The 24000-nt window shown below is 46.2% G+C and carries 22 protein-coding genes, 3 pseudogenes and 1 riboswitch; of the genes and pseudogenes, 14 read left to right on the forward strand and 11 right to left on the reverse strand.

What is annotated here, in order from left to right; all coding sequences use genetic code 11:
- Positions 1–23 precede the first annotated feature (23 nt).
- From RIM23_RS13830 to RIM23_RS13840, 3 genes are all read left to right on the forward strand, one after another.
- On the forward strand, positions 24–1022 hold the full coding sequence (locus RIM23_RS13830) for a CobW family GTP-binding protein (RefSeq protein WP_446367828.1): 999 nt from the start codon (positions 24–26) through the stop codon (positions 1020–1022).
- Between the two features lie 274 nt (positions 1023–1296).
- The gene (locus RIM23_RS13835) at positions 1297–1992 is read left to right on the forward strand and encodes a Uma2 family endonuclease (RefSeq protein ID WP_446367829.1); all 696 of its coding nucleotides are present in this window, start codon (positions 1297–1299) and stop codon (positions 1990–1992) included.
- A 294-nt stretch (positions 1993–2286) separates the two neighbouring features.
- The gene (locus RIM23_RS13840) at positions 2287–2673 is read left to right on the forward strand and encodes an ArsR/SmtB family transcription factor (RefSeq protein ID WP_446367830.1); all 387 of its coding nucleotides are present in this window, start codon (positions 2287–2289) and stop codon (positions 2671–2673) included.
- Here the strand turns inward: RIM23_RS13840 and RIM23_RS13845 are convergent.
- From RIM23_RS13845 to RIM23_RS13880, 8 genes and pseudogenes are all read right to left on the reverse strand, one after another.
- Positions 2674–3070: pseudogene (locus RIM23_RS13845) on the reverse strand (CobW family GTP-binding protein); the annotation flags it as partial. It abuts the gene before it with no gap.
- A 38-nt stretch (positions 3071–3108) separates the two neighbouring features.
- Complete coding sequence (locus tag RIM23_RS13850; protein WP_446367831.1) at positions 3109–3942, reverse strand: metal ABC transporter permease; 834 nt, start codon at positions 3940–3942, stop codon at positions 3109–3111.
- 60 nt (positions 3943–4002) lie between these two features.
- Positions 4003–4797, reverse strand: coding sequence for a metal ABC transporter ATP-binding protein (locus RIM23_RS13855; protein ID WP_446367832.1), 795 nt, complete (start codon positions 4795–4797; stop codon positions 4003–4005).
- A 111-nt stretch (positions 4798–4908) separates the two neighbouring features.
- On the reverse strand, positions 4909–5952 hold the full coding sequence (locus RIM23_RS13860; protein WP_446367833.1) for a metal ABC transporter solute-binding protein, Zn/Mn family: 1044 nt from the start codon (positions 5950–5952) through the stop codon (positions 4909–4911).
- Between the two features lie 146 nt (positions 5953–6098).
- Entirely contained in the window at positions 6099–7619 is a 1521-nt protein-coding gene (locus RIM23_RS13865) for an HlyD family efflux transporter periplasmic adaptor subunit (RefSeq protein WP_446367834.1), read from the reverse strand.
- 161 nt (positions 7620–7780) lie between these two features.
- On the reverse strand, positions 7781–8020 hold the full coding sequence (locus RIM23_RS13870; protein WP_446367835.1) for a mersacidin/lichenicidin family type 2 lantibiotic: 240 nt from the start codon (positions 8018–8020) through the stop codon (positions 7781–7783).
- Between the two features lie 327 nt (positions 8021–8347).
- The gene (locus RIM23_RS13875) at positions 8348–10492 is read right to left on the reverse strand and encodes a peptidase domain-containing ABC transporter (protein WP_446367836.1); all 2145 of its coding nucleotides are present in this window, start codon (positions 10490–10492) and stop codon (positions 8348–8350) included.
- Positions 10493–10544: 52 nt separating this feature from the next.
- Positions 10545–13796, reverse strand: a complete 3252-nt coding sequence (locus RIM23_RS13880; protein WP_446367837.1) for a type 2 lanthipeptide synthetase LanM family protein — start codon at positions 13794–13796, stop codon at positions 10545–10547.
- Between the two features lie 118 nt (positions 13797–13914).
- Between RIM23_RS13880 and RIM23_RS13885 the strand changes: the two genes are divergently transcribed.
- From RIM23_RS13885 to RIM23_RS13900, 4 genes are all read left to right on the forward strand, one after another.
- Positions 13915–15798 carry an iron uptake porin gene (locus RIM23_RS13885; protein WP_446367838.1) on the forward strand — a complete coding sequence of 628 codons (1884 nt, stop codon included), beginning with the start codon at positions 13915–13917 and terminating at the stop codon, positions 15796–15798.
- 238 nt (positions 15799–16036) lie between these two features.
- Positions 16037–16816 (forward strand): GTP-binding protein, encoded by a 780-nt coding sequence (locus RIM23_RS13890; protein WP_446367839.1) that lies wholly within the window; start codon positions 16037–16039, stop codon positions 16814–16816.
- The gene (locus RIM23_RS13895) at positions 16813–17622 is read left to right on the forward strand and encodes a metallophosphoesterase family protein (protein WP_446367840.1); all 810 of its coding nucleotides are present in this window, start codon (positions 16813–16815) and stop codon (positions 17620–17622) included. The genes RIM23_RS13890 and RIM23_RS13895 overlap by 4 nt, the downstream gene beginning before the upstream one ends.
- 117 nt (positions 17623–17739) lie before the next feature.
- The gene (locus tag RIM23_RS13900) at positions 17740–18447 is read left to right on the forward strand and encodes a metallophosphatase (protein WP_446367841.1); all 708 of its coding nucleotides are present in this window, start codon (positions 17740–17742) and stop codon (positions 18445–18447) included.
- A gap of 191 nt (positions 18448–18638) precedes the next feature.
- Positions 18639–18781, forward strand: a riboswitch (cobalamin riboswitch).
- Between the two features lie 104 nt (positions 18782–18885).
- On the opposite strand, the gene RIM23_RS13905 is transcribed toward RIM23_RS13900, so the two are convergent.
- The gene (locus RIM23_RS13905; protein ID WP_446367842.1) at positions 18886–19065 is read right to left on the reverse strand and encodes a hypothetical protein; all 180 of its coding nucleotides are present in this window, start codon (positions 19063–19065) and stop codon (positions 18886–18888) included.
- Positions 19066–19220: 155 nt separating this feature from the next.
- Between RIM23_RS13905 and RIM23_RS13910 the strand changes: the two genes are divergently transcribed.
- The 5 genes and pseudogenes from RIM23_RS13910 (at position 19221) to RIM23_RS13930 (ending at position 21678) form a co-directional block, all read left to right on the forward strand.
- Positions 19221–19607 (forward strand): hypothetical protein, encoded by a 387-nt coding sequence (locus RIM23_RS13910; protein WP_446367843.1) that lies wholly within the window; start codon positions 19221–19223, stop codon positions 19605–19607.
- Positions 19495–20091, forward strand: a pseudogene (locus tag RIM23_RS13915) (5-methyltetrahydropteroyltriglutamate--homocysteine S-methyltransferase); the annotation flags it as partial. The gene RIM23_RS13910 and the pseudogene RIM23_RS13915, both read left to right, overlap by 113 nt.
- Positions 20075–20524 (forward strand): hypothetical protein, encoded by a 450-nt coding sequence (locus RIM23_RS13920; protein ID WP_446367844.1) that lies wholly within the window; start codon positions 20075–20077, stop codon positions 20522–20524. The pseudogene RIM23_RS13915 and the gene RIM23_RS13920, both read left to right, overlap by 17 nt.
- 26 nt (positions 20525–20550) lie before the next feature.
- Positions 20551–21087, forward strand: a pseudogene (locus RIM23_RS13925) (acyl-CoA desaturase); the annotation flags it as partial.
- Positions 21088–21219: 132 nt separating this feature from the next.
- Positions 21220–21678: a DsrE family protein gene (locus RIM23_RS13930; protein WP_446367845.1), complete on the forward strand. Its 459-nt coding sequence runs from the start codon at positions 21220–21222 to the stop codon at positions 21676–21678.
- An 88-nt stretch (positions 21679–21766) separates the two neighbouring features.
- Here RIM23_RS13930 and RIM23_RS13935 read toward each other — a convergent pair whose 3' ends face one another.
- Both RIM23_RS13935 and RIM23_RS13940 read right to left on the reverse strand, forming a co-directional pair.
- Positions 21767–22363, reverse strand: a complete 597-nt coding sequence (locus tag RIM23_RS13935) for a Crp/Fnr family transcriptional regulator (protein ID WP_446367846.1) — start codon at positions 22361–22363, stop codon at positions 21767–21769.
- Between the two features lie 50 nt (positions 22364–22413).
- Positions 22414–23208 (reverse strand): alpha/beta fold hydrolase, encoded by a 795-nt coding sequence (locus RIM23_RS13940; RefSeq protein ID WP_446367847.1) that lies wholly within the window; start codon positions 23206–23208, stop codon positions 22414–22416.
- Between the two features lie 273 nt (positions 23209–23481).
- Between RIM23_RS13940 and RIM23_RS13945 the strand changes: the two genes are divergently transcribed.
- Both RIM23_RS13945 and RIM23_RS13950 read left to right on the forward strand, forming a co-directional pair.
- On the forward strand, positions 23482–23616 hold the full coding sequence (locus RIM23_RS13945; protein WP_446367848.1) for a hypothetical protein: 135 nt from the start codon (positions 23482–23484) through the stop codon (positions 23614–23616).
- A 25-nt stretch (positions 23617–23641) separates the two neighbouring features.
- Complete coding sequence (locus RIM23_RS13950) at positions 23642–23854, forward strand: DUF7219 family protein (protein WP_446367849.1); 213 nt, start codon at positions 23642–23644, stop codon at positions 23852–23854.
- Positions 23855–24000: the final 146 nt, after the last annotated feature.

Below are 24000 nucleotides of genomic sequence, written 5' to 3' on the forward strand. Positions count from 1 at the left end.
CGTTACTCAACCGGAGGGATTTTATGACCCCTAGTGTCAAACAAGTTCGTCCCACATTTTTCACCGCTTCTGGGCGGGGAATACCTGTTACCATTATCACGGGTTTTTTGGGAAGCGGCAAAACTACGCTGCTCAATTATATTTTGCATAATCATCAGGATTTGAAGATAGCCGTTATTGTTAATGAATTTGGCGACATTGATATCGATTCCAAACTCTTGGTATCGATTGATGAAAATATGGTGCAACTGAGTAATGGTTGCATTTGCTGCACGATTAATGAAAATCTCGTTGATACGGTTGAGGCGTTAATTCACCGTGATGATCCGGTGGATTACATCCTGGTTGAAACCACGGGAGTGGCAGATCCGTTGCCAATTATGCTGAGTTTTATCACCACAGAATTACAAACCGTTACTCACATTGATTCCATATTGACGGTTGTTGATGCGGAGTCGTTAACGCCGAATCACTATGACAGTGAAGCGGCACGGAATCAACTCATTTTTGCTGATATTATTCTGTTGAACAAAACCGATTTAGTTGCGCCAAAACGAATTAATCAACTAGAGGACTATATTCGTTTCCTTAAACCTGGAGCTAGAGTCCTCCAAACCCAGTATGGACAGGTGTCATTGCCACTGATTTTGAATGTGAACCTTAATGAGCCTAGCACCTATAAAAGTGCAGCATCAGCCGAGCATCATTTGGCTCATGATCATCAGTCTCACCATCTGGAACATGATCAGTTTATGGCAGTCTCATTTGAGAGCGATCGCGCCTTAAATCTGCCCAAATTTCAAACCTTTATCGATAACCTACCCACCAATGTTTATCGGGGTAAGGGCATTCTCTGGTTTCAGGGGAGTCAGTTACGCCATCTGTTTCAATTAAGTGGTAAACGATGTGATATAAAAAGTGAACGTTCTCACCCTCCTCGTTGGAATCAACTCGTTTTCATTGGACGAAATTTAAATGCAGAGTGGATTCGACAAGAATTAGCAAATTGCATGGCAAGTTAAGAGCCTAAATAGACGATTCATCTTGTTAATAAGTATCCGCTTTTAGTATCTCATATAAAAATGATTATAGGAAGGATTATAGGACTATTATTAGTTCATAAAGTGCAATAAATACTGCCTCAATGGGTAAAAACCCTGACAAAGAAGTAAGCGAGATGCTCACACTGCCGTTTAGTTCTTTCCTCCTGAACTCTACTGTACCACACCGTGTTAGAAAGTGCTGTAAAATGGATACCAACCATCTCCTTCATCCTCTAAACTTTGATTTTTGATTATGGTGTTGCAGCAGCCTGCTCGTTCCATCCCAATTCCACCCCTGGAAAGTGGCGATCGCTTGACTCGTGCTGAGTTTGAGCGCCGCTATGAGGCGACCCCGGAAAAATTTAAAGCTGAATTGATTGAAGGAGTGGTTTACGTGGCATCCCCAGTTACAGTTTTTCATGGTACACCTCATGCTGCCTTAGTCACCTGGTTAGGGGTATATTGGACGGCCACTCCCGGTGTCAGTGTGGCTGATAACACCACAACCCGGTTGGATTTAGATAATGAACCCCAACCAGATGCACTGCTGCGAATTGAAGTTGGCGGTAACTCCACGATTAGCGAAGATGGCTATATCGAAGGGACACCAGAGTTAGTGGCTGAAATTGCCACAAGCAGTGCGGCAATTGATTTAGGAGTTAAGCGGAATGCCTATCGCCGCAATGGGGTGCAGGAATATTTGGTGTGGTCAACCTTTGAGAACCACCTCAGTTGGTTTCGGTTGCAAGCAGAAGAATTTGTCTTAATTGAACCGGATGCCGATGGCATGATTCGCAGTAGCGTGTTTCCCGGGTTGTGGCTGAACGTGCCAGCCTTATTAGAGGGCAGAATGATGGAGGTGCTGAATGGGCTGCAAGCTGGGATTGCTGCCCCAATCCATCAAGCCTTTGTGCAGGAGTTGGTGGGGCGATCTCGCAATCTTGAATGAAGCCTGTTAGTTGAGCAGCAAACCCTGAGTGTGCGATCGCGCCATTCTGGGGATTTGGGGGCACTTCCTCTTTCGGAGTTACTGGAAAAAATGCAAGTCGTCAGGGGTTATTGCTGGTTTGTACCCTCTTTATTATGCTCACATTGCGAACGCAAATGTTGTTGACGCTGTATGAACCACTCGCGATCGCTGGTGTTTAGTGCAGGGGCAAGGGCAGTACATTGAGGCTGTGGGTGAGGTGAATCAACGTTAGATAGGTAGAATTGAGTTGTAGAGTTTGAGCCATGAGGATCTGTGGTCGAGCCAAAGTCAAACGATGTCTGCCAAGTCCGCTGTTTCAACGTAGAACTGGTCGCTCAGGTCAATGAAGCCCTTCCGGGAGATGATTTGCTCGAAGATGCTCAAATTCTCTTTGGTGCTTTAGCCGATCGCTCGCGCCTGAAGATTCTTTATGCTCTCAGCCGGGGCGAAGAACTCTGTGTTTGTGATGTTGCCACTCTGCTAGAAATCAAGGTCGCCGCCGCCTCCCACCACCTGCGAAAACTGCGCGACCTCAAAATCCTGAAGTACAGAAATGACGGCAAACTGGCGTATTACTCCCTGAAAGACCAGCGAGTCACCGAGATTCTCCGCTACGCCCTGAGTCAACTTGCTGAATCAAACATTCTAACGTTGGTTTGATTCATCAAGCATAAGCACTGTCCGGTTTCCAGCTTCTATTTCCGGTTTCCATTTTTCTAATTTATCCTCTATTTCTTTTTTTTTTAGCTTTGACCAATTCATCATTTTTAGCCGGATTCTTTTTTTGAGTCTTTTTCCAACTTACTTGAGCCTCTTTTAAATTATCGTTGATCGTGCAGCATATACAGCCATTGGTCAGTTCAATCATGTCTTCTTCAACAGTGATCAAGAACTGGCTGTCAATGTTGATATCGCCAAATTCGTTGACTAAAACAGCAACTTTATAATTTTCTAAATTTTGCAAGATATAGTTCAACAGCGTTGTTTTACCGCTGCCCAGGAAGCCTGTAATGACAGTTACAGGTAGTTTTTGAGGTAAGCTGGCGGTGTCTAACATAAATAAACTCAAACCTAACAAATTAAACGGGAAAGACTCTACTGAAACAATCTGGTCTCCCTTTGGCGGTATCGCCGGAGAAAATTGATGCCCAAACTGGCAAGATAAGCGATCGCGGCGCACAGCACGATCGTGGCACCAGAGGTAAAATTGAGGACGTAGGAAAGCCACAATCCGGCTGTGGTAAAGACCATACACAGCAAGCTAGCCAGTAGCATCATTTTCTTCAAGTCCTTGACATACAGATTCGCGATCGCGGCAGGCATAGACAGCAAGGCAATCAGTAAAATTACGCCCACCACCTGCATCAGCATCACCACCGTCAGCGCAATAATTCCCATCAGCATCAGGTAAAGCGCATTCACGGGTACATTCCGCACTGTGGCAAAAGTTTCGTCAAAGGAGATCGCCAATAACTCTTTGTAAAACAGCGCGACCAAAATGACGATCATTATATTTAGCGCCAGCATAATCCAGAGATCGCGTCTAGGAACCGAGAGAATACTACCAAATAAATAACTCCTGAGATTTGCCGTATAGCCCGGTGTCAAATCAACAAAAATTACCCCAATTGCCATACCAATTGCCCATAACATACCAATGACAGTATCTTGTCGCAACTGAGTTTTACGCTGCACCCAGCCCATGATCAACGCCGCCATCAGACTGAAGGCGCTTGCCCCTAGCACTGGATTAAATCCCAAGAAAAATCCCATACCCACACCCCCATAAGCAGCGTGGGCAATGCCTCCAGCGATAAACACAATCCGATTGACCACCACAAAGCTGCCAATAATGCCACTGGCAATGCTAATCAATAGCCCCGCTAATAGGGCATTTTGCATAAATTCTTGCTGTATAACTTCCATCATAAGCGAAATCAAAATTATTTCCTTGTGTCTCGGCTATTCAGGTTTTGATTTAGGTCAATTTTAACGGATTCGCGGCACAAACCGATTGTGAATCACCGGTTCTACTGATTCTCCGTCGGTCTGTTCTAGCATTTCATTCGTCACCTGACTGTCACCCTGGTAATACAGCCGTTGGTTCAAATAACCGATTGTTTTAACGTAAGAGGATACCATGCCAAGATCATGGGAAATCATCAAAATTGTCACATATTCATTCAGTTGCCGCAGCAATTCATAGATGGCTGTAGAGGATTGACGGTCTAGACTGGTTGTGGGTTCATCAAGCAGTAGAATCTGAGGTTCTGTTGCTAACGCCCGAGCAATATAGACTCGTTGGCATTCCCCGCCAGAAAGCTCACTCACCGGGCGATCTTTTAAATCTAGCAAGTCTACCTGTTGTAATGCCTGTTCTACCTTCTCATCATCCTTCCGATTAAAATGTCTCAATAAACGACCTTTGCCCAAACGTCCCATCCGCACCACATCCCAAACATTAATGGGAAAACTACGGTCAAATGTCATAACCTGTGGAACATAGCCGATATAACGACGACCTTGCTGAATCGAACGTCCGAGAATTCTTACCCGTCCCTGTTGAGGTGACAATAATCCCAATAGTACCTTGAATAGGGTGGTCTTGCCGCCTCCATTTGAACCAATGATACCGATATAGTCCAATTTATTGACCGAAAGATTGATGTCGTGCAAAATCGGTTCTTTACCGTATCCTGCCCAAAGGTTTTCGATCGTAATCACGACTTCAGACGTAGTTGAGTGTGCCACAGTGATACCAGTATTCTCTTTTTGATTAGGCAAAAAATACACCTTTGGCTATCGCCTGTAGGGGGCATATATGGTGCAATATAGCGCTACGCGCTAGGCAATAGGCAATAGACAATAGGCAATAGGCAATAGTGAAGAAAAAAGCTATTTGCTAATCACAGCCATAAGGTGAGGGGTGACAACTAACAGGGCGGTTGGATCACCCAGAACGTCTTTAAATGTGTTAGACACTTGGCTCATATTGCTCATCCAGTCTTCAGCCAGTGGATCGAGTAAAATCACCTCTCCACCAATTTCATTGGCAATTGTTTTAGCGTTCCTGGTGCTAAATTGAGGTTGAGCAAAAATGACTTGAATATTGTCTGTCTTGGCTTTAGAAATCAGCTTGGACATCTCTGCCGCACTGGGTTCATTGCCACCGACTTCAATAGGAACCATTTCCAAATTGTAAGCACGAGCAAAGTAGCCCCAAGCCGGATGGAAGACCATGAAGGTTCGATTCTCAACCCCAGAAAGGGTTTGTTTAATGTCTTGATCCAGTTGCTCTAGGTCAGCAATAAAGGCATTTAGGTTATCTTGATAAATCTGTTGACGGCTGGGGTCAAGTTCGACAAGGGCTGCATAAATGGTTTGTGCTTGTTCTTTAACCAGGGGGGGTGATAGCCAAATGTGGGGATCGGGATTGGCTACGGTTTCGGGTTGAGAACTAGCCTCCTGATCATGCTGGTGTTCGTCGGCGTCACGGTGGTGATGGTGTTCTTCTCCGGGATGGGAATGTTCCGCTGCCATAGGCATTCGGTTAATTCCTTCTGTCAAATCCACAACTTTCATCTCCGGATTCCCAGAACGAATGCGTTCCCACCAGGCATTCTCAAAAGGAACCTGGATGCGGACATACGCCTCTGCATCAGCTAAATTTTGTAGCTGCTGGGGTTTGGGTTCATAGGTGGCTGGATTAGCACTAGGCGGTAACATTACGGTGACATTGACATATTCATCACCAATCCGTTCGACAAAATATTTTTGCGGTGGAATACTCACAACCACATCAAGCTGGTTTTCTGAGACGTTAGAGTCAGAAGATTGGGTGGATTCGGTTGTTTCATTCATTTTAGTTTGTCCACAGCCGACTAAAGACACGATTCCTAAAGCCAGGATTGTTGTTACTAGATGGCGATAATTTGGCATGGGTTAGTCTCCTTTGCTGGATTGATCGCACGTTTGACTTCGGCAACGCTCATTTTTTGATAATGATAATCATTATAATCACAGATGAAAATTTTGTCGGAGGTAAAAAAAGGTAAGTAGCGGATAAACCGCTGATCGCTGGCGGATTACAAATTCGTGAGTAACCGAGCTTTTGTGAGAATCAAGTTGAGAACGGTTTCTTCTGTGGCAATAATATCGGCTCTGCCTTCCATACCCGATTGAATGACACAAGGGCGTTCACCCTCACTCAACTGAAACAGTCCTGGCTGAATCATGACTTCATAAAAAGCATGAGTAGCAGAAGTTGTACTGGCTTGAGTGGAACTTGCGATCGCCTGGGGGGTTAGGGTGGGCGTAGTCACGTCTGGAGAAATGGCAGTCACTGTACCTGGGAGAGTGCCGTAGTCCGGATAGGGACAGGCAGAGACGCGCATTTGCACCCGTTGACCCATTTCGACTTGGCTGATATCTTGAGATGACACGAAGGCTTTAATCACCAAAGGTGCTGCACTGGGGGAAATTTGCGCGATCGCATCTCCGGCACGGACAACTTGTTGGACGTTGCGAAGATGCAGTTGCTGAATAATACCAGAGGCTGAGGCGCGGATCATCGTGTTTTGGAGTTCCGTTTCAATTTGCTGAAGTTCATCCTGGTTGCGACTGAGTTGGTTCGAGAGTTCCCCGCGACGTTGAATGAGCTGCTCTCGTTCTTGGTTTAATCGAGATAGGCTGGCTTTCCCAGTGGCGTGTTCTTGGGCAATTTTCTCCTTCGCCATTGTCACCATTGCCTCACTGGGGTTGAGCGCGGCTAATGCCCCTTTTCGTCTAGCTTGGGCAGCATCTACCCCCGATGAGAGTCGTTCAATCTCTTGTTTTTGTGCCAGGATGGTGGCTTTTTGGGCTTCTAGGGCTTGTTCTTGTTGAGTCACAGCAAGTTGAACTTCCTGGAATTGATCCTGAGAAAGAGCGCCAGATTCGGCGATTGGCTGATAGCGATCACGTCTGGCTTTGGCGGCGTTTAACGCGGCTTCCGTAGAGTTTAAGTGAGCTTGGGCGGCGTTTAACTCAGCCTCAGTTCTTTGTAACTCTTCTTGCGCTTGCTTCAAATTGGCTTCGGCTTCTTGGACTTGGGCTGTTGCGGTTATTTGTTGGTCTTGGTACTCCCGTTGACTGCGGCTGAGTTCCGCTTGCGCTGAGGCAACTGTGCGTTTCGTGCGATCGCGTTCAGCAATAATCTGCCGATCAAGCGCCATCATCTGGGCATCGATTTGAGTCAGTTGACGCTGGTTTTGTTGAATATTACTTTGAAGCTGACTCTTTTGCGTCTGGAGGCGGGAGTCGTCAATCGTGGCAATAATGTCCCCTTGTTCAACTCGCTGGTTCTCCTTCACTTCAATGGTTTTAACCGTTCCTTCCGTTGCCACTTGTACGAGGCGTCGTTCACCAGAAGGACGAATTGTCGCCCTGGCGTTCACGGTGACGTTGTAGGTGAAAATAGCTGCTAGGGTAAACGCCGCACCGACTGTGCCGACTAAACATAGTCCGCCCCAACTCAGCCAAGGGCTGATGGGAGGCAGAAAATCTGCACTCTTAACCGTTGATAGGTTTGCCGATTGGTCACGGTTGAGTATTCTTTCGGAAATCATGCAGGTAAACTAGGAAAAGACCCAGAAAGGGTTCCGGGTCAATACACAACGGCTTAAAACCGTCACCACAGGTGAATTTGAGAAAATTAGCCAAATCCAACTCAGTCACCTTGGCTGGCGTTTTAAGCCATCAACACTGGGCGATCACGACTTATCGTTGCCTAGGCAATGGTCAAGACATCAGATTCAACCGAAATCTTGCAACCTGGGTAGCAAGTGTGAATCGTGTCTATAGTCGTCCCCGTGCAGGTGGTGCAGCCACCGGAGAGCGACGACATATCTTCATCGCTCAGTTCAATCAACCCCGCCGGGTTTTCCGGCAACAGGCTGAGTTGTTCGGCACTCAAACTGGCACGGTAGTCTTCATCTTTCCACGCACGGATGATATCAGGGTGAGACATTTTTGTCCTCCTATCGATCTAGTATTGAAGCGGCTTTTTTGCCGTGAGACTATATTACCTGAACTTTGATAATGATTATCATTTTTATTGTAAAGTTTGTTTAAATTATTAAAGTACATTTGTACTATAATCAAGTCAAGCCTGATCCCGTGGTTAACAGGGGAAGTAACTGATCTGACTTTTCACGGTATCTGGCGCAATGTTTGTAGGGGCGGGTTTCACGACTACCTTTTCGGTTGCACCCAGATGTAACTAAACCCGCCCCGACTCAGGTGTTTAGACTTCCCGTGAAAAGTTAGGTAACTGATGAATGTCCAGCCAACCTTCTCACGGAGTCATAAAATCTAGGTGAGAACCTGACTTAGAGAGCAAATCCGAGGGAGTCCCTTGGAGTTGCACTCGTCCTGTGTCGAGTAGTACAATCCAATCCGCCCGATTAATAACTCGCGGACGATGACTAATCAGAATCGTGGTTTGACCTTGACGATGACAAAGGAGGCGATCAAGGACTTCAGCTTCACTCACCGGATCAAGGCTAGCCGTCGATTCATCAAGGATGAGGATCGGAGGATTCGTTACAATACCCAGCGCGATCGCCAGTCGCTGGCGCTGTCCTCCGGAAAGATTGGCACCAAATTCACCTAAAATAGTTTGATATTTATTAGGAAGTTTACTAATAAATTCATCAGCTTGAGCAAGTTTGCAAGCTTGAACAATCTCAGAAAACCCGACAGGTAAATCGCCCAAACTAAGATTTTCGATAATCGAACGACTCCAAAAATGAGCCTCTTGAGGAATCAAAACAATTTGCCGTCTGAGACAATCCAAGGACAAGTCATCAAGATTGTAATCGCCAATACGAATTGTGCCAGAGTCCGGAAAATATAACCCAGCCAACAGTTTTGCCAACGTACTCTTCCCACAACCCGATTTCCCGATTAAAGCGATCGCTTTACCCCCCGGAATGGTTAGGGATAAGTCGTTGAGTAGCTCAACTCGACCGGGATGATGAAAAGTTAAATTATTACAAACAATTTCAGCATTATTCGCCAAGCTAACCTGGGGTTTAAACAGGTTCTCTTGCTCCTCCGGTGTCGCATCAATCACATCATTTAACCGCTGTAGAGCGGCTTCTGTAAACGCCAATTGGTTGACAAAATCGATAACACTGGTGATGAAATTTAGACAATTGCGATTCAGCGCATTAAACGCAATTAATTGTCCGATGCTCATTTGATTGGCAAAAACCAACTGACCGCCAAACCAGAGCAAAATCGCTTCACCACTCAACAAAACAAACCCCGAAAACACCGTATTAATAATCGCAATTTTAAATCGTTTAAAATTCAAATTTGCCTGTCGTCCAAATCGAGATTGGAATTCTTCCCAAAACTGAGGCACCGCATTTTTAGTTTTTAGAACCAGCGCTCCCTTGAACGTTTCGACTAAAATCCCTTGGTTTTCGGCAGTTAACGCCAGAAGACTGTGGGTTTTCTGTTTCAGTTGAGGAAGAAACACTAACGTTGAAAGCGTCATGGTTGCTGAAATCACCAACGTCACCAGCAAGAGTTTTCGGCTATAAACGAGCATAAATCCCAGAGATGCCAAGGCAATAAACAACTGACTGGGAAGTAAAATACCCACTTGAGAAATCAGTTGATTAACCGCTTGAATATCACGCAAACGACTCGCCACCTCACCACTGCGATGAGATTCGTAATACGCGAGAGGAAGTCCGAGAATTGAACGGCAAAACTCCAGGACTAAATTAAGCTCTAAACCTTGGGCAAAATGGGCAACTAAATGAGACTGGACAAATCGGAGACTACTCCGGAGTAAGTGCGACAATAAAACGGCGATAATCACACCATTGAGCAGTTGCTCATCACCGCGAATTAAGACATCATCGGTGAGAATTTGCAGTAAAAATGGAGAGGTGAGAGATAGACAGCCAAAAACCCCGTTAATCAGCAACACTTCCGCCAAAAGACCTCGTTTTTCCCAGAAGCGTTGACTTAAACGTTGAAGACTGCCAATTTTATGACGATCATCCGGTTGAGAGGGAAATTCTGGACGCGGTTGGAGTAGAAGCATGGCTCCATTAGTCCACCCCGTTAGCAACTCTTTTTTCGATAAATATCGAATCCCAATGGCTGGATCAGCAATCGCGTATTTTCTTGCTTTGCGTTCGTACAACACTACCCAATGATTACCGTTCCAGTGAATAATTCCGGGTAAAGGAATTATTTTTTGATCAATGAGTTCAATCGGAACTTTCACCCCTCTCGGATCGAATCGAAGGGCTTTTGCCCCTTGTTTGAGGTTGAGTAAGGTAGTCCCCAATGGTCCAGTACCCGCGACTTCTCGAACCCGATTAATCGAGAAAATCCGACCATAATATTTAGCGATCGCGGCTAAACAGGCGGCGCCACAATCCTCTTCATTGTGCTGGAGTACAACTGGGTATTTCATTAGTCATGTCGCGAAACTTTAATTTTATTCAAACCGAATTAACTCCATTGTCTTAGACGTGGGAATGCAGGGAAATAGGCGGATCGAGAACTAAAACTGAAGGAACGCGATCGGGGTGAACCAAACGCAGTAAGCCATAACCGATTCCGGCTAAACCGTTCATTAAACCGAGAACTTCTGTTCCCCCAGATACACCACAGTAACACCCCTGCTGTTCAAGGCTGTCCAAAACAGCAGCCGTTTTCTGGAGATAACGTTTATGCCATAAATGTTGAGAATCGTTTTCCACTTTTATTCCAGAATTTCCCCGCCAAAGTAATTCTAGATTTCCTAAATCTCCGTTGCATAACGAATGATTGTAACCAAAGCCTCGATTCAGGGTTGTTTCCCAAGCGACATCAATTTCTGAGTAAATTTCTGGATCATCTAAATAGGCGCTCATTCTCCAGCGAGCCAAACCTATTCCCGTTGCACCATGACTCCATCCCACGGCAAAATTGTCTTCGTCTTCCTGTAATCTATTTCGCCAATTTTTATCAGGTTCCGAAAAGAGACTCCGCTCGTATTCTAGAGCAGCCACCGCCGCATTTTTGTAGCGTTCTTCTCCCGTAAATGCTGCTAATTCTAACAAGGCTAAAGCAATTCCCGCCGCACCGTGAGAAAATCCGCCCAGGGGTTTTTTATGGGGAATGGTTACCCAACCGATGCCTCGTTCCATGGGTTGGGCATAAGCCAGAAGACGTTCACCGCATTGTAAGGCAACAGCTTTAATGTCTTCATTACCAATACAGCGATAAAGATTCATTAAGGCGATAATACATCCGGCTGAACCGGAAACAATATCCAATTGTTTGTCTTGTTCGATTAACCTAGGCAGTTGGTTAACCCATTTCAAGGCACGATCATATAAGTCCTGATTTTGCCATAAACTGCCTAAATGAGTGACCGTATAAATTAATCCACCCCAACCATTAAATCCCCCAATCGAACGAATTAAATTTTGATCAAACTCCACCTGATGCAATACCGTAGATAGGGCATCTCGCGCTAAGGTTTCATAGCGTTCTGCTTGAGTCATCGCCCCGAAATAACCCAGAAATAGAGCCATCCCAGAAATTCCGGCAAATAAATCCCAACTCAGCGGTTTAAGCGTCCAATACCCTTGACTGACGGAGACTAACCCAATCCAACTGGCTTGATGATGATCGTGCAGGGCAAGGGATTCCAATCGTGAGGCAATGTTCCCGGCTATTTGTAACAAGCGTTGGCACAATTGTTGAGGATCTGGAATCGTTTCCGGTTCCACTAAATGATAACTTGAATGCCCAGGGTTTGGGGATTCGAGTTTTAACGCCGTTAAAGCTGTGCGAATAAACCAACGTTGCTCGTCTAAATCGGTTTCACTCAATTGTCGAATTCGACGTTCTACTCGTTCGATTCCCGATTGCTCAAAAAAGTTCGTGATGCGTTCACCATCACTCCACAAATCACAGGAATTGACAGAGGTTGAAAACAAGGGAATATCGCCACGCCATAACGCTTTTTTCTCCCAGGGAATCACCTGATCCAGAAACGGGCGATTCGGCACATCAACCCAAAGGCGATCAAAGAGGCGATCGCGATCCAGTGCATCCCGTAAAACATCGGGATGAAAACTCTCTTGTAATAATAATCCATAGAGTCGAGTATCCCGCAAAACCACTCGGATTTCGTCCTGAGCAAATGTTGTCATCCATGTAGCACAAAAGTCTTCTCGATGTTCTTTAAGTAACCGATAAATCGTGGCAAATCCAGTTTCTATTGCCTCTTGGTAGTCTAAAACATTAACGACTTCCCCATTCAACGTCGGTCGATTTTTACTTCTATTTAACCTCCCTGGCTGGCGACGCACGCGCATTTCATCGGTTCCTATCCCAGTTAATTGAGGGGATTGAGTGGGCAGAGTTTGACCCCCAATGGCACCGATTCCACTGGTATCAATTCCTGGTGAGGCTTCTTGGATATTAGTGCGTTGGGGTAATAGTCCCACTCCCATTACAGACTCACCCATTTTCCGGTTAGCAATCAATACAGATGCTGGGGAATCGGGGGCGCTTCGCACGGGACGGAATAAGGTTTCTAAGTCGATGGGAACAGGATGTTCGCCAGCGGCAATCAGGTTTTCTAAGTGAAAATCTGTTGCTTCTAAAACGTAGAATAGTGCTAAATAACCGCCCATGTGCCAGTAAAATCGCTCAACTTGTTCAGGCGTGGTACAACTGGAGGCAGACAGGAATTCAACCCATCCATAGGTGTCCCGGTTGATGATGTTTAAGGTGAAAAACGGTGGATGCTGACCGCGTTGATTGAGCCACTGAAGCAGTTGTTGAAAATGGCAATCAATAGCTAAGGATTTGGGCTTATAAACCACCTGAAACCCGGAGCTAAATTTTAGGATCATGACCGATCGCCCACCGCGATGGGTGTCGCCTGCGCCTTGTTGCACTTGCACTAAAATCCCTGGATGGGTTTGGGGCGTGAACGTCTGGCAAATGTTCTGCCAATCTGAACAGAGACGGTCTAAAAATTCTAAGCTGGCGTCCACCCATTGTTCAAGGTGAATGACTAATTGTCTGGCTAAAACGGGATACTCTTGCAGCAGGGCGATGGCTCGCTCTGGATTGTCTAAGTCTTGGATAAAATTGTGCAATCGTTCGGTTGGTGTCTCCCCAGATAATTGTCCTTGTAACCGAGCTACATTCAGTTCCAATACCATAGTTTGACTGATCATTGTAATCAACTGATCAGGGAGCTTGGCAACTAAAAGTCCCTTAATAGTCTGCCGATCAAAGGGTAAAGTGGGGTAACGTTTCTCTAATTCAGCAATTCCGGCGTCTAAACGAGCGATCGCATGGCTCAGTAAAGGTTTAATCCCATAGAGGAAAGTTAGTGTTGCTCGCTCAGGGGGGAGTTGCGCCACAGGTGCGATCTGAACATTTGTGAAATTTGGGCGAGAAAACGCCTGCTGGAGTTCCTCTAACCAATGGGGCGGATGGGGAAAACGCTTGACCAAAGATTGAACGGATTCACCGAGGCGATCGCGAAACTGCTCTCGGGTCATTCCCTCAATTGCCAATCGCTGATCAAAATAAGCCGAATTTGTAAAGGGGATTTGGGAACACCAGCGCTGCATTTTGCGTTCGGCTAAGTCTTGATTAAAGCCATCTGTGTCAGAGTCTTCCCTGATTGTCCCTGAGTCTGGGATTCGTTCAATTAACGTCAGCGCCCGATACCACGGTGCTGTTTGCCCGATCGCGTGATTCATCCTGTTCTGCCTTGTGTAGTGGTTTTCCGGTATTTCCTTTTTGAGTGATAATGATTATCATAATCAAATATATCAGAATGATTTTCATTTTCACCCACGAAGGTGTGAGGAGGAGAAAATGCTACAAATGTACAGGTTCCGGGGTAAGGTGATTGTCGGTATTTCAGCGGTTGTCCTGCTGTGTGGTGGTGCTGATACTGCCGTGGCAAGGGAAGAAGTCATCCGTGAAGTCCCGTCCACGTCCAGTGTTCAGTTCCACGTCGATGAATTGGTGGTGCTTTTTCCAGAGGAAGCTGATCCCATGAGCCAAGTTAACTCCGTGTCTCAACTGCGGGATGTTTTCCCCGGAGACTGGGCGTATGAAGCCTTACGGACTCTGGTTGAGCGCTATGGGTGTATCGCTGGCTATCCCAATGGCACATTTCAAGGGAATCGAGCGTTGAGTCGGTATGAATTTGCCGCCGGATTGAATGCTTGCTTGCAGCAAATCGAGCGTATCTTCGCGGAAAACCCAGGGGATTTAGGTCACCAGGACGATGTAAACACTTTGCAACGGCTGGTACAAGACTTTGAAACCGAATTAGCCACTTTGGGTACAGGGGTGGATAATCTGGAAGATCGTACCGCGTCTCTGGAAGCGAATCAGTTTTCCACCACCACCAAACTGCAAGGAGAAGTCATCATCGCCGTTACCGATGTTTTAGCAGGAGACGGCACCCAAGTAACGTTCCCGTCAGTCTTTAGCCCAACGGGAACCATAACTCGTGAAAGTCCTGAACAAAATACGGTTTTTGCCAACCGCGTTCGCCTCAATTTCCTTACCAGTTTCACGGGTGAGGATGAGTTAAAAATAGGACTTGCCAGTGGGAACTTTCCCCACCCCGATCGAGGCGACGGCGGATTTCAATATGGTCCGAATCCCCTGTTTGGTTTCTTTGGGGGACGGGAATTTTCCCCTGAAGGTCAGCAAACCTTTAACGATATCGCGTCCTTACCTGCTAATAATACTGTAGGGTTGACGAGTTTGAGCTATGAGTTTTCCCTGGGTGAAAAGCTGAGAACCGTAATTATGGCAGCTGGCGGAGAACATCACGACTACATCCCCACCACGTTTAGTCTTTGGGATGACGACAATGGGGGTACAGGTTCTCTGTCGGTTTTTGGACAACGCAGTGGCATTTATAATTTTGAGTCAGGAGCCGGTCTAGGATTCACTTACCACTTGAGTGATGCCATTAGTCTGAGTGCGGGTTATATCGCCACATACGCCAATGAACCCAGTTCCGCCCGTTCGACGAATCCTCTCGCTGGGGGTTTATTTGGCGGTCGATATTCGGCTTTGGCACAATTAACGGTCAAACCCAGCGATACTTTTTCCTTTGGTTTGACCTATAACCACAGCTATCATCCTGCGAGGGGTCCGTTTAGCAGTACACCCATCTTTTTGGCGGATCAAGGAACAGCCTTGAGCAATAGTCCGATTATTCCGGCTCAAGAGGTATCGGTTGATTCCTATGGTGTTGGTGCGTTGTGGCAAGTGAGTCCTCAGTTTGCCATCAATGGCTGGTTTGCCTACAGTCGCGTCAATAGTAACCCGGACAGCGCCAGCATTTTTCAAGGGGGAAGCTTCGTCGATGTAGAGTATGAAGGCAGTAGCGCTGATATTCTTACCTATGGCATCGCTCTGGCGTTTCCCGACTTAGGAGGGGAAGGAAATCTCGGTGGTTTGGTTATCGGCGCTTCTCCTTATGCGACTAGAGCAGAAGTTCCAACACCGTTCCAGACTGGGGGAAATTGGTTCTTGGGTTCTGATTTAGGAGAAGATTCTACTGACCTGATTCCAGATAATGCGATTCCTTGGCATATTGAGGGATTCTATCGGTATAAGCTGACCGATCATATTTATCTGACTCCTGGTGTAATTTGGTTGACGGCGCCTAACCAATCCGCGCGAAATCCGGATGTAGTGATTGGTACGCTCCGAGCGACGTTCCTTTTCTAAGGGGAACAAGCAAGCCACCTCCCTATCTATCACTCACTCACTCAATTCTTTGTTAATTAAAGCACGAATTTGTTGAATAAATTCGCTCTAGGTGTCAGAGTCTTCCCTGATTGTCCCTGAGCCTGGGATTCGTTCAATTAACGTCAGCGCCCGATACCACGGTGCTGTTTGCCCGATCACGCGATCCATCCACCCGTTTGAGTTATTATAATGAGAATCATTCCCACAATGTTCTTCAATGATTATTGCTGTCGCTGGTTTACCAGGAGCCGGAAAAACCACTTGGATTCGACAACAGCTAGCTATTGCCGATCAACCCGTGCTGTATTTTAGTCCGGGTTCTCAGCCTGTTCCCATTGACATAACGGGTATCACTGTTGAATTTCCCCAAGTTACACTTCTCAAAGAAGGGGATGAGTATAGGTTGTTAGACTTAGCTCGGCTGGAGTGTCTTGCCTATATGGAACTGGGATTTCATCTGGATTTAGAGTCAGTCGAGCCAGTGTTGTCCGTATTAGATCACCTCTGCTATCGTCGCGTTGCCGTGATGCCACCCAATGTTCAGGATACCGGATGGCACGTTTGGGCAGACCAAGTCGTGCCTGGGGTGAAAATTGCCACCCCAGAGGGAAATCCTGAGCTTTGGCGTGCGCCGATTAGCGGTCAAGTGATTGATCCAGCTAGTCTGGATGTCTTTTGGGCTGAGTTAACCCAGGGAGCCTATGGCAATGTGAATCGAGCCAAGGGAATTTTTGACCTAGCCGATGGACGCGCCTTTTATTTTGATTTTGTCGCGGGGATCAATCGTACCTACACCGAATTAGCGCTTCCACGTTGGCTTGAAGGTCGTCCCCAGCGCTTCAGTGGGATTGAGGTGGTGGGTGTGGCGTTGGATAAGAGCGCGATCGCCCAAACACTGAAAGATTGCTGTTTATCGGATGTAGCTGTTCATCATTACCAACAACAAATCAAAGAATCGTTAGCTATTTTAGACCCAGACGAAGAAGAAGTAGTATGAAACTTGCTGTTATCTCCTGCATTCACGGAAACTACCCAGCCTTAGATGCCGTTTTATTAGATATTGATCACCAAAACGCTGACAAAATCGTTTGTGTTGGCGACTTAGTGGGTTATGGACCCCATCCCAATGCTGTAGTCGAACAAATTCGCTCTCTCGATATTCCCACCTGTCAGGGATGTTGGGATGAAGATGTTGTTGAAGGATTAAACGCTTGCGAATGTTCCTATCCTTCACTATTAGCTGAAAAACGAGGACGCATTGCTCACGAATGGACGAATCAGAAAATTCACCCTGAAACACGAGAATTCCTCGCCCAACTGCCTTATAGCTTAAAGGAAGGAAACCTCTGTTTTGTTCATGGGAGTCCTCACAGTAATCATGAATATCTGTTGCCGGAGTTAGATGCTTTTTTAGCTGTGGAACGAGTTCTCTCGACGGGTGCTGATGTTCTTTTCTGTGGACATACCCATCTGCCTTATGTGCGGACGTTAGAAGCGGGTCAACTGCAAGTCAAGATTAGTAGCGAGGAACAGCAACAACAGCAAACTTTCCAGGCTCGGCTGAAACGGATTATCAATGTGGGTTCTGTCGGAGAACCTCGTCACGGACGCCCGAATGCTACCTATGTTATTTACGATACTGACACCGAACAGGTAACGTTGAGGGAGGTTGAGTACGACTACCAAAAAACCTGTGCGGCAATTATTGATAAAGGCTTACCTCCTATTTTTGCGTGGCGATTGGCGCGAGGATTGGAGTATGCCGAAAAAGCGGATGACCCAACTCATATTTGTGCGCGATAAACCCTTCTTGGTCATCGGTTAAAGAAGGCAGACGGTTGTCACGTTTATCCTGTCTTTAAAGCCTGACAAATGACGTTCTCCACCGTTAATTTTAATTCTCCCACACACTGAATAACTATGGAAAACTGGGCAATTTTAAGTGGAATTGAAGGAAATATTGCTGCTTATGAAGCAGTAATATCCGATGTTAAACACCAGACTAAAGGGATGGATGATATTTATATTTTGGGGGATTTTATTAGTTCTCGACCCGAAAGTGAACAGGTCGTGCGGCGAATTCGTTCTCCGAAACCCAACGAATGTTTACCCAAAATCTGTACCGGTTGGTGGGAGGAACAATGTCTGATTCTTCATGGATTAGCAGCTACAGGTGAACCGACTCAACTGATTGAGAACTATGGTGCTGACACCGTAAAATTGCTTTGGGATGCTGTTTCCCGGCAAACGGTTGAATGGATTCGCTGCCTAGATTTTGGGTTCTTAGAACTCGATTGTCTACTGATTCATGGTAGCAGCGTGAGTGTGGATGATGAATTGACGCCTCAGACACCCCCTTGGCAGATGTGCGATCGCTTGATGCGTGTGGGTGCAACTAACCTATTTTGTGGTCGATCAGGTCTAACTTTTGAGTGCCAACTGCAAGGAGGTTCTGTATCTTCACAAATCACCACGCTTGAGGGTCAACAGTCGGTTCAGATAGCAACAGCATCTCCTCGTCGAGTCATTGGGGTGGGTAATGTGGGACGAGAACCCGGAAAAGCCACCTACACACTTTATGAGCCGGATACAAACCGTGTGGACTTTCGGACAATTCGTTACGGCTGAAGCGGAAAGAAATGGCTAGCACCACTAGCAGAACCGCAGGCTGCAATCAATGCACTTGAATCAAATACTCTAATCACGGTGTTTATATTCTTCCCAAATGCTACTTAGAAAGAATACTCTGTCGGTGGGGAAGGTGGGGAAGGTGGACAAAATTAGGGGAGCAGGGGAGACAAAAAAGACATGATGGTGATATAGTGAAAATCACGTTCGGTTCTAACGGGGAGCAGCCGTTAGAAGTAATGGGGAAAGTTCGGTGCAAATCCGACGCTGTCCCGCAGCTGTAATGAGACTGATGTCTCTGAGTCAGAATGCCCGCCGAATGTCAAGCAATTTCAGTCAAATCATTTCATCCATCTGCGAGGTACAGATGTATACAATCATGAATAGTCCCATCCCGCGATTTCACGCTCTGATCGTGCCAGAAATACGCTACAGATGCTAGCTGGTATTACTCGATTGGTTTGGCAATTTATCCACCCAAGGCAGTGTTTCTGCTGTCCAGAAATATAGCATTACTATATCCGAGGCGTTCCCGCCCGGTTTCAGAATCGCCTGAACCGTTGAACCGGATTTTCTGGCACAGATTCTGCCTTTGAGGAAATTGCACCAATTAAACACAACCTATAGTATTTCATCGCTCTAATGACTCCAGTAACACCGATTAATTGCCTGAGGCATTAGATAGCTTGAGTGCTGTTCCTTGATGGTGAAGTGCTACCCTTAGCGCTTGATCAAATCCTGGCTATTACACCTTAATTAAACACAGAGAAACCATGTCCATTCAAACCGCGACATTAGGCTATCCTCGCATCGGCAAAAACCGCGAAGTCAAAAAAGCTTTAGAATCTTTCTGGAGTGAAAAATTAGACGCAGAATCCTTACGGGAAACCGTGCGCCAGGTTGAAGAAACCAACTGGAAAACCCAACGTGAAGCAGGTATCGATCGCATTGGGATTGGTGACGCTACCCTCTATGACTCTGTACTCGATTGGTCCATTTATCTGGGATTGATTCCAGAACGATTTCGGCATTTATCCGGTTTAGAGCAATTACCCCCGTACCGACATTTCCCGACAGGAACAGGCATTCCAAATTGCCTTAGCCTTGCGGCAAGAAGTGGCGGATTTAGAAGCAGCGGGAGCGACGATTATTCAGATTGATGAACCGGCATTGCGAGAGGGTTTACCGCTGAAACCAGAACGGTGGCAGGATTATCTGTCTTGGGCAGTGGATGCGTTTCGTCTCAGTGCTGGAATTGCCAAACCCCAAACCCAGATTCATACTCACATGTGTTATTCTGAATTTGGGGATATTATTCAGCACATTCAGCGTCTGGATGCGGATGTTTTATCGATTGAAAATAGCCGCAGTAATAATGAAACCTTGTTTGAAATTACCAATGCTGGATATGCTCATCAGGTGGGGAATGGGATTTATGACATCCATAGTCCAGTGATTCCCACAACAGAACACCTTCTGGAACAACTACGGACAGGAGTGGCTAATTTGCCCGTTGAACAAATTTGGGTGAATCCCGACTGTGGCTTGAAAACTCGCCATTGGGACGAAGTGATTCCGGCGTTGAAAAATATGGTAGAAGCGGCAAAAATGCTGCGGGAGGAAACCCATGCGTCCGGAAAATAGTGTTTGGCAAGGTAATTTTGGCTATTGGCAAAATGAGTTTATTCATGCCAATTTGTTGGTGATTGGGTATTACGCTTGGAACGGTTATGTTGAATCCGGTCGCGGGATGGTTTGTGTGGATGTGCAGGATGCCGCGATCGCATCAAAGATAATCAGTCTGGATTGGATACCGTTCCGTGCTGAATTCATTGCCAAACCCCAGGTGGTGAGTCAAATGCAAGCACACAAACAAGCACACAAATTTGAGGAAGGTGTCATTGACCAACTTCTGCGACTGGTGGATCGTTATCACCCTGACGAAGATGTAATCTTGCTACTCACGGCGCAGACTCAAACCGAAATTCATCTGTTGCATAACCTAAAAATTTCCCCTCCTGAATGTGACCGACAAGTTCGTCGGCGTTGGCATGAATTTCAGCCTTGTTTTCGGTAATAATTGTTAAATTTTTGAGCATTTGCATGTCAAATTCACCCCGTCCACGTTGGACAATTATTCTCGCGACTGGCGCGTTACACCTATTAACTCTATTGGCATTTTTGCCCAGTAATTTTAAGTGGAGTGCTGTCGGTGTTGCCCTATTGTTGCACTGGATAACCATTGGACTCGGTATTTCTTTGGGTTTCCATCGTTTAGCCAGTCACCGTAGTTTACAAGTGCCTCAATGGTTGGAATATTGTCTGATTTTTTGCGGTACGTTGGCGGGACAAGGAGCGGTTCTGGGTTGGGTTGGTTACCATCGAATTCATCATTTGTATAGTGATCAACCCTTTGATCCGCATGATTCGACTCAGGGATTGTGGTGGAGTCATATCAGTTGGTTAATGCATGAGGTGCCCGCAAAAACTGAATTGTCTCGGTTTACTCAAGACATTGCTGATGATCAATTTTATCGGTTCTGCCATCAGCACTATATTGGTTTGCAAGTGGGGTTGGCGATTTTATTGTATGGGTTAGGAGGAATGCCGTTTGTGGTGTGGGGCATTTTTGTGCGCCTGACAAATGACTGAAACAAACTCTCAAGATTGGCAGCACGATTTTATCGCCACTAAAAAAAAAGACGCGATCGCGGGAATTAACAGACTTGTATGATGACATGAGCATAGAGTGCGATCGCACTTTTAGGCGCAGTGCTGGTATTACCGCTAGCTACGCCATTACCGAGTTACGCGCAACCAGGCGAGATGATACCCAACACAGGGGAGGAAATTACCGCCGCTAACCAGCAGAACATTATTGTGCATCTTAAACACAGCACCGATGATCTTCACGCTGTTTTTATGGCGCTGAAGCTGGGAAGCAATATGCAAAGGAAAGGGGCGCAGGTTACACTGGTGCTAACCTTGGAAGGCGTGCGACTGGCAGATGCTCGACAACCCTTAGATCTGCGTTGGGGAAACGGTACTATGACTGTTGCTGAACTCTATGAGGATTTTGTGACAGCAGGTCGCAAGATTATCGTCTGTCCGGTTTGTGCTAGCGCCGTCGGGATTGATGAAAATTTTCTGCGTCCTGGAAGCCAACTTGCCTTGGAGAATGATGAAATCCCTAACTTAATTTTAGCGGCTGACAAAGTGCTGGATTTCTAACGCTCAAAAGTCAATAAGGCACGCTGATTAAGGCTGGTGGGCAATGCCCACCCTACGGTATATCAAGGTTTTGATGCTTCCAAAATGCTTATTCATTATACCGAGAAGGTTCACCAGTGGTGAGGATGAGATTTCGATGTGATCGCACAATCCTCCCTTCCTGTTCCAAACGATTGATCAGGCGTGTAACAGTTACCCGAGTAAGCCCAATCGTCTCGGAAATATCCTGATGAGTCAGGTGAAAGTTAAGCAATTTACCCTGAGGAACTGTTTGCCCAAATTGCCAGGATAGCCATTCCAAGAAATGTAGCAGGCGAGCATAGGCAGAGTGCTGATGTAGAATATTCAATAGTTCTTCGCTTTTGCAAGCATGAATCAGTAACGCCTGTTGTAAAGAGTAACTCTCTAAAGGGATCTGACTCGCTTGTACTCGGGTCAAACAAACCACCTGGTAAGGCTTGATCCGAGATAACCTTCGTCCTACTACATCTCCGGGACCCCAAAAGCCAAGGGTAACCAGTTGACCCTCTTCATTCCAAGTTAGCGATCGCACGATACCTTGTTCAATTTCCCAAATATAGTCTGAAATCAGAGGTAGCAAATCTTTGCGATTAAACGCTTTTTGGGGATACACAACATGCAGACGGGTGGAAAATGTAGAGGGGATTGGCGTAAATGAAGACATTGGCTTATTGATGGTTAATGGGCAAATTAGTGATTAATACAGAAACTTCACTAAGCATCATTACCTCGCGGAAACTGTTTAATTCCAATAGAGTTAGACTGTTCAGATGGATGAATTTCTAATGGACAAGGAGTTGAAGAGGATAAACCCAGAGATGTCCAGAAATTTACAATTTGCTCACTCACGGGTTGCGGATGAAAGTAATGGAAGAAGTAGCGTCCATTGGCACATTGCCAGAGGCGATCATTCTGTTTTAACCAGGGATACCATCCCAGGAGTAAATCCGAGTCAATGACGACATCATCACGGCTACCACAAACTAACAAGGGAACCGGGGATTCCGCCGCTGGAATACTCAGGCGCTGATATAAGGAATGAGGGGATAATGAACTGATTAAATCCTGCTTGAGAACAGGTATGAGTCTTCGTACCATCAGGGGACAGTGACAGCCAAACAGGTTGTAAACCATCTGGGTTAACACAACGTCGCGGGGTAGGAGCAGCATTTGGCGTTGCATATAATAGTGTGCTTGCCAATCTACCGCCGGATGAACGCCGACAGATAGAAGTGTTAGCGATCGCACAGGTTCAGGATAGCGATGGGCATACAATAGCCCTAACAATCCGCCTGTGCCATGTCCGAGAAGATGCAGGGGGCGATCGCCAGACTTGAGATAGTCATGGAGTAATACTAAGGCGGCGTCTAGAGATGTCGGTTCGTCCAGTGTTTGGTGATAGTGCCACCGAGCGATCGCGCCATACTCCGAAAGATGACTCAGTAAGGGACGATCAAATCGTGCTAAAGCTGGACTGACATGGAGCCAAAGTGCATCGGGATTAGACATTTCAACAACCTAAGAAAAACGCTATGGATGAACCTTGATCCCTCAAGCTGTTTTCTGACAAGACTGTTTTGGCTTGGCTGGGATCGCTAATCGAGATTTACAACTGAATGTTGCGGAATAATGTTCTGGCAAGAATGAGCGACACTGATCGGACAAAATTGGCATGGATTATTGCAAAAGATATTCAATAAGATAGCGCTAGTTTAGAGAAATTATCAATAAGCTAGTATTAAGTTTTATGACAAAACGGATGAATGGCTCTTGAGTGGCAAAATGTCTGCGCTGAACAACTGGCTACTGTGGGTCAACACGACAATTGCCATGGCAGATAATGCGATCGCGCCACGATCAGGTTCACTTGACAGCTCAGGTAAAAATGGGGTTAACTTATATTTAATTAGGAATTAATTGCAATAGTTGGGGGGCGGTAGCCATGAAGCAATCCAAACACAACTTTCTGTATCCCCGTGCCCGTTATCGCGGAGCCGTTAAGCCGGAGCATCTGGTGCTGAATGCCAATCTGCAAGAGTTTGCCCAGCGAGTCAGCTATATTTGCAACCTGCAAACGGCGGGTAAACTGTCTCCTGATCAGGCGTTAGAGCAGATCGAGTCTCTTTGGCATCAGTTGCAACAATGTCAAGCCTAGTTGAGTACAAACGAGCTGGAGAATCTTCAAGGGCATGGTTTGTAGGGGCGGGTTTTACAACTATCGTTTCTTTTTGACTCAGATGTAACTAAACCCGCTCTGCCCCAACCTTTCACCTAACCAAAAACCCAATGTAGGGGCGGGTT

Origin of the sequence: Coleofasciculus sp. G3-WIS-01 (assembly GCF_040223135.1) — a bacterium.
GTDB lineage: Bacteria > Cyanobacteriota > Cyanobacteriia > Cyanobacteriales > Coleofasciculaceae > Coleofasciculus.